Origin of the sequence: Desulfobacter curvatus DSM 3379, from assembly GCF_000373985.1 — a bacterium.
In the GTDB taxonomy this organism is placed as follows: Bacteria; Desulfobacterota; Desulfobacteria; order Desulfobacterales; family Desulfobacteraceae; genus Desulfobacter; species Desulfobacter curvatus.
The window spans coordinates 88,166-97,301 of the sequence record NZ_KB892913.1 but is presented as its reverse complement, the minus strand read 5'-3'; the positions used below and the strand labels follow the sequence as shown (position 1 = coordinate 97,301).

At 48.6% G+C, this 9,136-nt stretch carries 8 protein-coding genes; 2 read left to right on the top strand and 6 right to left on the bottom strand.

Annotated elements, in window-relative coordinates; translation table 11 throughout:
* Positions 1 to 276 precede the first annotated feature (276 nt).
* On the top strand, positions 277 to 2,460 hold the full coding sequence (locus tag B147_RS29940) for a PAS domain S-box protein (RefSeq protein ID WP_169400698.1): 2,184 nt from the start codon (positions 277 to 279) through the stop codon (positions 2,458 to 2,460).
* Here B147_RS29940 and sfsA read toward each other — a convergent pair.
* Complete coding sequence (gene sfsA, locus B147_RS27220) at positions 2,437 to 3,162, bottom strand: DNA/RNA nuclease SfsA (protein ID WP_020585759.1); 726 nt, start codon at positions 3,160 to 3,162, stop codon at positions 2,437 to 2,439. The two genes, B147_RS29940 and sfsA, sit on opposite strands and share 24 nt — an antisense overlap.
* Positions 3,155 to 3,964: a TIGR02757 family protein gene (locus B147_RS0102925; RefSeq protein ID WP_020585758.1), complete on the bottom strand. Its 810-nt coding sequence runs from the start codon at positions 3,962 to 3,964 to the stop codon at positions 3,155 to 3,157. Before B147_RS0102925 ends, sfsA begins: the two co-directional genes overlap by 8 nt.
* 270 nt (positions 3,965 to 4,234) lie before the next feature.
* Between B147_RS0102925 and proC the strand changes: the two genes are divergently transcribed.
* Complete coding sequence (gene proC / locus B147_RS0102920; RefSeq protein ID WP_020585757.1) at positions 4,235 to 5,086, top strand: pyrroline-5-carboxylate reductase; 852 nt, start codon at positions 4,235 to 4,237, stop codon at positions 5,084 to 5,086.
* A 222-nt stretch (positions 5,087 to 5,308) separates the two neighbouring features.
* Here the strand turns inward: proC and B147_RS0102915 are convergent, their stop codons facing one another.
* From B147_RS0102915 to B147_RS0102900, 4 genes are all read right to left on the bottom strand, one after another.
* Entirely contained in the window at positions 5,309 to 5,662 is a 354-nt protein-coding gene (locus B147_RS0102915) for a DVU0772 family protein (protein WP_020585756.1), read from the bottom strand.
* A gap of 344 nt (positions 5,663 to 6,006) precedes the next feature.
* Complete coding sequence (locus B147_RS0102910; RefSeq protein ID WP_020585755.1) at positions 6,007 to 6,186, bottom strand: rubredoxin; 180 nt, start codon at positions 6,184 to 6,186, stop codon at positions 6,007 to 6,009.
* A 184-nt stretch (positions 6,187 to 6,370) separates the two neighbouring features.
* On the bottom strand, positions 6,371 to 7,477 hold the full coding sequence (gene aroC, locus B147_RS0102905; RefSeq protein WP_020585754.1) for a chorismate synthase: 1,107 nt from the start codon (positions 7,475 to 7,477) through the stop codon (positions 6,371 to 6,373).
* Between the two features lie 107 nt (positions 7,478 to 7,584).
* Positions 7,585 to 9,069 (bottom strand): sigma-54-dependent transcriptional regulator, encoded by a 1,485-nt coding sequence (locus B147_RS0102900; RefSeq protein ID WP_020585753.1) that lies wholly within the window; start codon positions 9,067 to 9,069, stop codon positions 7,585 to 7,587.
* Positions 9,070 to 9,136 lie beyond the last annotated feature (67 nt).

Here is a 9,136-nt window from a genome sequence, read left to right as displayed (position 1 = left end):
GATTATCCATGGCTGAAAGAGCGTCTGTCCGCCCCCTTTCAACTCCGATTAGTGTGAGACGGCAACCACGGACAGGTAATCGAAACAGTTTCAAGCCTGGAATGGGGGAGAACTATGCCCGGACGGAATGAAAATCTTCGGTACAGGCCATGGTTTGTGTAGNAAGAACTACCTTTCCGATGCCTTCTGAAAGAAGGAAAGGCGGAATTTTCCCAAAAAGGAGTGGGCGGAACAACTTCGGCCGACCTTTTATTATTTATGCGTCAGCACTGTGTTATGGCTGAAATTAAAGAGGCGCATCAAGTGCTTAAAAACAGCAGGGTAGATCTTGTTCAGAACTATATCGACCGGGCGCAAAAAGATCTGCTTGGCGGTTTTTCATCTTACCATTTCGGTGAAACCGGGGGGCTGATCATTTTAAATACAGTGGCTAAGAAAACGCTGATTGCGTCTGATTTAAATTTTTTTATGCACGATAGGTGGATTCACACAATGTTGACCACAAAAAAGAAAAACCATCCATCTGCAAAAGTCTTCGAACACTATGTGGTGGGATATGAGATATACCCCGACTGGAACTGGCTTGTGGTGGTTTTTATAGAAAAGAAAGAGATCCTGGAGGCCAGGAACCGTTTTCTTTATCAGGCGATCTTTATTCTTACCGGGAGTCTGGCAGCAGGAATTTTGTTGTTGATCTGGTTTAACGGCAGGGTCATAAAACCGATTCGCCAACTTACGGTGGCCGCGGAAAGCATCAGCAAAGGAGAGTGGAACGTCCCGCTGCCGGAAATAAAGGGTAAAAATGAAGTTGTACAACTTTCATCCATTTTTAAAAAAATGTCCCGGAACCTGGCCGGCATGTACAGTGAGCTGAAAAGGAATTTAGACGATATCGCAGAATCTAGAGAAAAGCTGCGTCTAAGCAGAGAGAAGTTCAGGGGACTTGTAGAAACAAGCAGTGATCTGATCTGGGAGGTGGATAATGTTGGCCGGTATACATATATCAGTCCCCAGGTGACTCAATTGCTTGGATATATTTCGGCTGAACTTCTTGGTACAAGCCCTGATGGTTTAAACGCCCCTCAGAACCATCAGGATGAACGGCCACAGATTAAAACACTGCTGTCAGATGGCGTAGCCTTTGCCGGAATTGAAAGGCATCTGCTGAAAAAAAATGGAGAAACCATTATTTTGGAAAGCAGCGGCGTGCCGTTTTTCAGTTCACAAGGGGAAAAACTTGGATTCCGCGGCATTGATCGTGATATCACCGAACGTAAAAAAGCGGCGGCCGAACAGCAGCATTTGCAGGATCAGCTTATCCAGACACAAAAAATGGAGGCAATCGGACGTCTTGCCGGTGGGGTGGCCCATGATTTTAATAATATGCTCAGCGTCATCATTGGTCACGCCGAGATGGGGCTTGATCAACTTTCTGCCTCTGATCCCCATTACCAGGACTTTTATGAAATCAGAAATGCCGGGGAACGATCCAGCCGCCTTACCCGCCATCTTCTGGCGTTTGCCAGAAAGCAGACCGTTGAACTTCAAGTCATCGATCTCAATGAAGTGATTACTGAAATGACCTCCATGTTGAAACGCCTTATCGGAGAAGATATTGATTTTGAATGGATCCCCGGCAACGGGCTCTGGCAGGTTAAGCTTGATAAAAGCCAGGTGGATCAAATTCTTGCAAACCTTTGTGTGAACGGACGGGATGCCATTTCCGGTGTAGGAAAAATAACCATTGAGACATCAAATGAAACAATAGAAGCGGAATATTGTATACATAACACCAATTTTTTGCCGGGTGATTATGTTTGTCTGGCCGTAAGTGATAACGGCTGCGGCATGGATCATGAAACAGTCAGCCGGATCTTTGAACCGTTTTTCACAACCAAAGAAGCGGACAAAGGTACGGGGCTTGGCTTATCAACGATATACGGCATCCTGAAGCAGAACAGAGGCTTTGTTAATGTGTATAGTGAGCCAGGGCAAGGGACGACATTTAAATTATACTTCAGACGCTATATTGGAAACAATGTTGCTTTAGACACACAACACAAAATAAGGACGGCACCGGTAGGCACAGAAACCATTCTGCTTGTTGAGGATGAGCCGGCAATCTTGAAGATGATCTCCTCTGCGTTAAACAAAAACGGATATCATGTGCTGAAGGCAAACATTCCGGACGAGGCCATTAAACTTGCCGGTGAAAATAAAAAAATCGACTTTTTGCTTACCGATGTGATCATGCCTTCCATGAACGGGCGTGAATTGGCAGAATTAATCACAGCCCGGCATCCGTCAATCCGGTGTTTATACATGTCCGGATATACCGCAGACGTCATCGCCCATCATGGGGTGCTGGACGATAACATCAACTTTATCAGCAAGCCGTTTACTGTGAAAACCTTGCTCCGCAAAATACGTTCTATATTAGATGATACTCAGCAGTACTGAAGAACCATTCAATCGAATCAGTGCCGGGGCTGCATCCAGATTAAAGACAACATCCCGGACAATAATTTCGACGCCCTTTAACCTGGCTTGCATCAACTTTTTTGCATATTCAGGGTCAATATCGGCGGCCGGAGTGAAGGCATGGGCATCTGTGCGCTGAACAAGGAAAAACAAAACCGCCCTGTGTCCGCCTGCGGCCAATGCCACAAGTTCCTGGATATGCTTTTGTCCCCGCTTGGTAACAGCATCCGGAAACCTTGCCATTCCGTTTTCCACCAGGGTGCAGTTTTTAATTTCCACAAAACATGGCGCTTTATTGTCGTCTTCCAGCATCAGGTCCAGACGGGTGTGCTCGGAGGTTTTTACTTCCGAGGATACCCGGCTGTAACCGGAAAGCTCCGGAATCAGATCATTTTCCACTGATGCCTTGACCAGCCGGTTGGGCACCAGTGTATTAATACCGATGAACGTGCCGTCAATCCGGGTAAGTTCCCAGGTGTATTTAAGTTTTCGTTTCGGATTGGTGCTTTGTGAGATCCACGCCTCGGCGCCCGGCTGGGCACAGCCTTTCATAGACCCCGAGTTAGGGCAGTGGGCCGTGACCACCTCTCCGTTTTCCAGCTCTATATCAGCCAGAAAGCGTTTATATCGCTTTAAAAGTCTTCCCTTGATCAAAGGCGGCAGTTCATACCCGTTATACATGATAAGTATCGTCCTTTAAAAACCGTTTCAGCTCAGCCATATCAAGTCCGTCACGGATGCCGAACCGAGTCAGACAAAAATCATATTTCACCGGATCATCCGGGCTGATCCGCCTGAAGCCTTCGGTAATCTGGGCGGCACAGACTCCGTCGGCACTTCGTCGTTTTGTAAACCCAAGCAGATGGCCGATTTTAAACATGTGCGCATCCACGGGACACGTCAGCACTTCGGCCGGGATATTAGACCAGCCTCCCGGATCCACCTGATCTTTGCGCACCATCCACCTTAAAAACAGGTGACTGCGCTTGCAGGCAGACGCTTTTAAGGGATCGGCCAGAAGATGCCCGGCATCCCCAGCCCGTAAAACCCGTGTTCTAATCCGGGCAAGTCCTTCAGACAGATCTGCTCCGCCCGCCTGATCCTCAGTAAAACAGGCGCCCAGTGATCCGTAATCGTCAATAACCGCCCGAAGACCCATGATCAGGGCACTTAAGTGATCCCCTGTGGCAAACCTGTATTTAAAGTTTTGAAACATGCAGGAAACGTTTTTCGGATCGGCGTTCATTACAAACCCGCGAAGGTCCGGCCCCATTTTTTCAAGCACGGTCGACACCGCCTGCATGATCATCGCCACCCGGCCATATGCCAGGCCCGATGCGATAATCCCTGCGATCTCCCGGTCCCGGACATCCGGATAGTTGTAAAGAAACAGCAATGGATCAGGATCAACATACTGTTTGCGGTTATATGCTAAATAAAGTTGATCCAGCTTTGATTTGAGTTTTTGTATGCCAAGTTTCATATCAACACGTTAAGCAAAATAGGGGCCAATTCACCTGGAAATAAAAATACGGAGATTCTTCAATTAAATTGAATTTTGTCTTTTCAAAACAGGCACAACATATGGGATGGATAATTTCGGAAAGTGTTCAATCCTGCGAAATTGGCATTAGACTGTAGACAAGTTGCAGGGGATTGGCATACGCAGGGATGATATTTGCCTTGACACGAATTCAGACTGGGCCATAGTATAGGCTCCTTATTATTACTTCAGCCCAAAAAAGGAGGCGGAATGCTTCAGGATAAAAAAATCGGTTTCATTGGAAGCGGAAATATGGGGGAAGCCCTGGTCAGCGGACTTGTGCTGTCCAAGGCGGCCAGACCCGAAAATATTATTTGCTCGGATGTTTTTCCCGAGACACTCAAGGCGATTCAGGAAAAATACGGGGTGTTGACTACATCCAGTAATATTGAAGTGTGTGAAAAATCGGAAATTATTATCTACGCCACCAAACCCCAGATTTTGGGTTCCGTACTTAAGGAGACCGCACCGGCTCTGGATAAATCCAAGCTTGTGATTTCTATTGCTGCGGGTGTGCCTTTAGCCGCCATTGCCGCAGGCCTTAAAAAAGAGTTGCGCCTGATCAGATCCATGCCCAATATCTGCGCATTTGTCAAAGAGAGCGCCACAGCAATATGCTCGGGGCAATTTGTCCAGGATGGCGATGTGGAACTGGCCCGGGCGGTTTTTGATTCCGTGGGAAAAACCGTTTTCATCCAGGAAAATATACTCATGGATGCGTTCACCGGATTAAGCGGGTCGGGCCCGGCCTATATTTTCACCATTGTTGATGCCATGGCTGATGCCGGCGTTAAAATGGGGCTGTCCAGAAAAGATTCTCTGTTTTTATCCACCCAGACCGTATTGGGTGCGGCACGTCTGCTTCTTGAAAGCGGGGAGCATCCGGGACAGCTCAAAGACCGGGTGGCCTCTCCAGGGGGCACTGCCATTGCCGGTATCCACACCCTGGAACAGGGAGGGCTCCGCACGACCCTGATCAATGCCGTTGAATCCGCTACCAAGCGGTCCATGGAGCTGGGTGACATGATGGTGAAGGATTTTATTAAAAACGCCGAGAACTAAGGTCTCGACGGACATTCGGTGTTTGGCGCAACGTTGTCCAGATGCAAGGCACAAAAAAAGTTGCAACCGGAGCAACCTCACGGTTGTGAAGATTGGAAATTTTTGCCGCAGGTGTGTGGCTTTGCGTTCAAACACTAAAAAAACCGGAAGATGGTCAGGACGTCCATCCTCCGGTTCCGAAAAAAAGGAAATTAATGCAGGTGGTTATATGTTGACGGCGGATTACGCATTAAGTTCCTTTTTAAGCCAGTCTCTGACTTTTCCTTCCACGGCATAAATCCCTTTGTACTTGCCGATACCCTGCATGAATTCCGAAACAACATCTCGGGGCAGATCAAAACTGCCGAGTTCTTCGGAATCAAACCCCTTTCTTCTGACAAGGGTCAGGATGGGGTTTTTCTTCCAGGTATTGATAACAAAATAAACGGTTTCATTATTATTGTCCCTGGAATTGTAATAGCTCTGGGAACGTAACGGCCCCCATTCCAGATGCAGGGCAATGGCTTCTTCAGGGGTCATGTCCCAGTCTACGGAATTGATGAGGTTGTAGTCTTTTTTTATGTCTTTAAGTCTCATAGGAAGCCTCCTGTTTTTGCGTTTAATCTTCAGCTGTGAAGATTAAAAAGCAAGCCTTGTGCCAGATTGTACGGAATGATTGTATTGTACATGATAACAAATAGTTATGTCTGAATTAAATCACGCCGGTTACGTGTGAAATTTGTAGTGATACAATAAGAGAGACAGTTTCTCTGAGACGATTTTGTATCTGTTGAGCTGCTTAAAGATCTGAAAAAATCGAAAATGTTTATTGCTTGGGGAATAATAAATAAACGCCTTGCCGGCTTTACCCAGGCAAGGCGTTTATTTATTTAAAACCCGTTATCCGGTTCTGTTTTGCCGAATATCGCCGGACCGTATTTTCAGCCCAGGCACTTAAAGCTTTTCGGGCTGGCACCGCAGACCGGACAGCGCCAGTCTTCGGGCAGGTCTTCAAATTTTGTTCCTTTTTTAATTTTTCCTTTTCGATCACCCCTGTCCGGATCATAAATGAATCCGCAATTGGTAACCTGGCACTGGTACATATCCTTGGGATCTGACATAATTCCTCCTTATATTTTATATATGCCTGTCGTTAAAATTTTCATCTGCCCTAAACCCAAACGCAGTTTTTGTTTCTGGGCAGACATTCTTCCAAAGAATTTGAAGGATATATTAGCAATCAATGTACCACGTTTAAATTAAAACCCAGGGTATCCCGGTATTTTGATTTAAACTGAGAGCACCTTAGTGCCCGTTTATCAGCGCCATACCGGCCAACCTGGCCTGCTGCTGCAGCATGACATCAGCCAGCACAAGGGCGGCCATGCTCTCCACAATGGGCACCGCCCTGGCTACTACACAGGGGTCATGCCGACCCTTGGCCGCAAGCGTGGCCTTCCGGCCCTGGAAATCCACCGTTTCCTGGGCAATTCCGATGGTGGCCGGGGGTTTAAACGCCACCCGGAACGTAATGGGTTCCCCGTTGGAGATCCCACCCTGGATGCCGCCGCTGAAATTGGTTGTGGTGCCGAGCCGCCCGTCTTTTTGGATAAAAGGATCATTGTGGGCGGAACCACGCATTCGCGCCCCGGTAAATCCCGATCCGATTTCAAACCCCTTGGTGGCGGGAATGGAGAGCATGGCATGAGCCAAAAGTGCCTCAAGTTTGTCAAATATGGGCTCGCCAAGGCCTGCCGGTACATTGGTGCAGACGCATGAGACAACGCCACCAATGGAGTCTTTGTCTTCTTTGGCCTTCAGAACAACCGCTTCCATGGCCTTTGCTGCATCCGCATCCGGGCAGCGGATCATGCTGGCATCCACCATGGCCCGGGTAAGATTCAACCCATCGGTTTCCGGTGCTTTGATCTGACCCACCTGACTGACCCAGGCCACAATATCAATTCCCAGTGCGGTGTTGAGCATTTTTTCGGCAATGGCGCCGGCACAGACCCGGCCAATGGTCTCCCGGGCAGAAGAACGTCCGCCGCCTGAGGAGGCCCGGATCCCATATTTTGACTGGTAGGTGAAATCCGCATGGGAGGGCCGTGGAATATCTGCCATGGATTTATAATCCCCAGGGCGATGGTCCTTATTGGGTACAAACAGGCTGATGGGCGTGCCAAGGGTGAGGCCGTGTTCCGTGCCGGACTGAATGACCACCTGGTCCGATTCCTGCCTGTCCGTTGAAACGGCGCTTTGACCAGGACGCCTGCGGTCGAGCTGGCACTGAACATCGGGCTCAGTCAAAGACATGCCGGGCAGACACCCGTCCACAACCACCCCGACCCCGGGGCAATGGGATTCACCAAAGGTGGACACACGAAACAATTTTCCAAATGAACTTGACATGGATTTTCCTTTATATGAAAGATTATTAATCTAATATTGTTGGGTTGCTTTTATGCTTTTACGGGTTACGCCCCGGTGTTTATAGACCAGGTCAGCCTATGGCTGTTTTAATAAACCTGGTCCTGGGAATCAATATACTTTTTTACTGTCCGCCGGTCCAGCCCGGCAATGCGGGAAACCGCTTCATAGGTGCCGTGTTTTTCATACAGGCGGGTGCAATAAAGGGCAAGCAGGTCTTGGGCACTGAGACTGCCGTCTTGAATTTGCCGGGTTAAATCGTCGGTTGTGGACGCCTGTGCCGGTGCCTCATTTATATCATAAGCATTACGCAGCACCACACGCCTGACACATTGTTCCAATTCCCGCACATTGCCCGGCCATGGATATGAAAGGGTCAGTCTGGATTCGATATATCCAAGCACACGGGAGACAATTTCCGGGGAGGGCTGTCCCACAATACGGGCCACCGTATGTGCCAAAAGATCCGAAAGTTCTTCGGGGTCCTGGGCAATCCTTTTGTGCAGGGGTGGCACCGTGATGATATCTGAACATAGGCGATAGTAAAAATCATCCCTGAATATCTTCTTTTCCCGGATCTCCCGGATGTTGCGGTTTGTAGCGGCAATGATTCTGCCGTGAAACCGATGTTTTTCATCGCTTCCCACGGGTGAATAGACGCGTTCCTGAAGCACACTGAGCAGTTTTATCTGAACATGGGTGGACAGTTCACCGATTTCATCCAGAAGAATAGAACCGTTGGGGCTGCACCGGCTGAATACACCCTTATGGTCCTTGACGGCCCCTGTAAATGCGCCGCGCACATGGCCGAACAATTCGGATTCGATGATGGTTTCAGGAAATTCGCTGATATTGAGTGTGGTAAAGGTATTGACAAAATTATGGGTGAACCTGTTTTCATTCTCATCAAAGGGGATATAGCCGGAGCGCCCCATGGCCAGGGCAGCGGTTCCTTTGCCCGTGCCGGTTTCACCAAACAGCAGGGTGGAAAAGTTTTCCATGCGGTTCCATAGATACTGGTCATACATAAGGATGTCATGGGTGAATACATTCTGCCACAGATCCCGCCGCAGTTCCTGCATACAGCGGCTGCGGCCTACCAGATGCCGGAAAATAAAATAATAGGCCCGCCGGAACTGATACGCCAGGGCAATGAAGCGTCGGCTCTCCTCAATACCGAATCCCCAGCCACGCAAAAGAGTCAGGGCCTCGGGCGCAAAATGCGCTTCCAGGGACTCTTCTGCATCATCAAGCTGGCGTGTGATCAGGGTGTCGATCTGTTTTCTGAACAGATGGAAAAAGTGAAACAGCAGTGCAGACCGTAAAAAATACCGGGCCTCTCCCTTAAACGAACTCAAATTGATCCTGCCGCGCGCTTCCATCTGAGCCAGGCGATGTCCCACGGCCTGGCACGCCTTAAGCACCCTGATCTCTTTGGGACTATCCGGTGAAACGCCTGCAATTTCCGCTTCCCGCAGAACCCGTTCCCTGCCGAAGGGGTTGGCGGCACCGGCGTAGTGAACGCATTTAAAAAAAGCCAGCTCTTCGGGCAGAAAATCGGCTACTTCTTTCATATTCCGATCCAATGATTAAATTGTTGTTCATTTGTTGTATGCCACGAATACATTTTTTGTACAATAA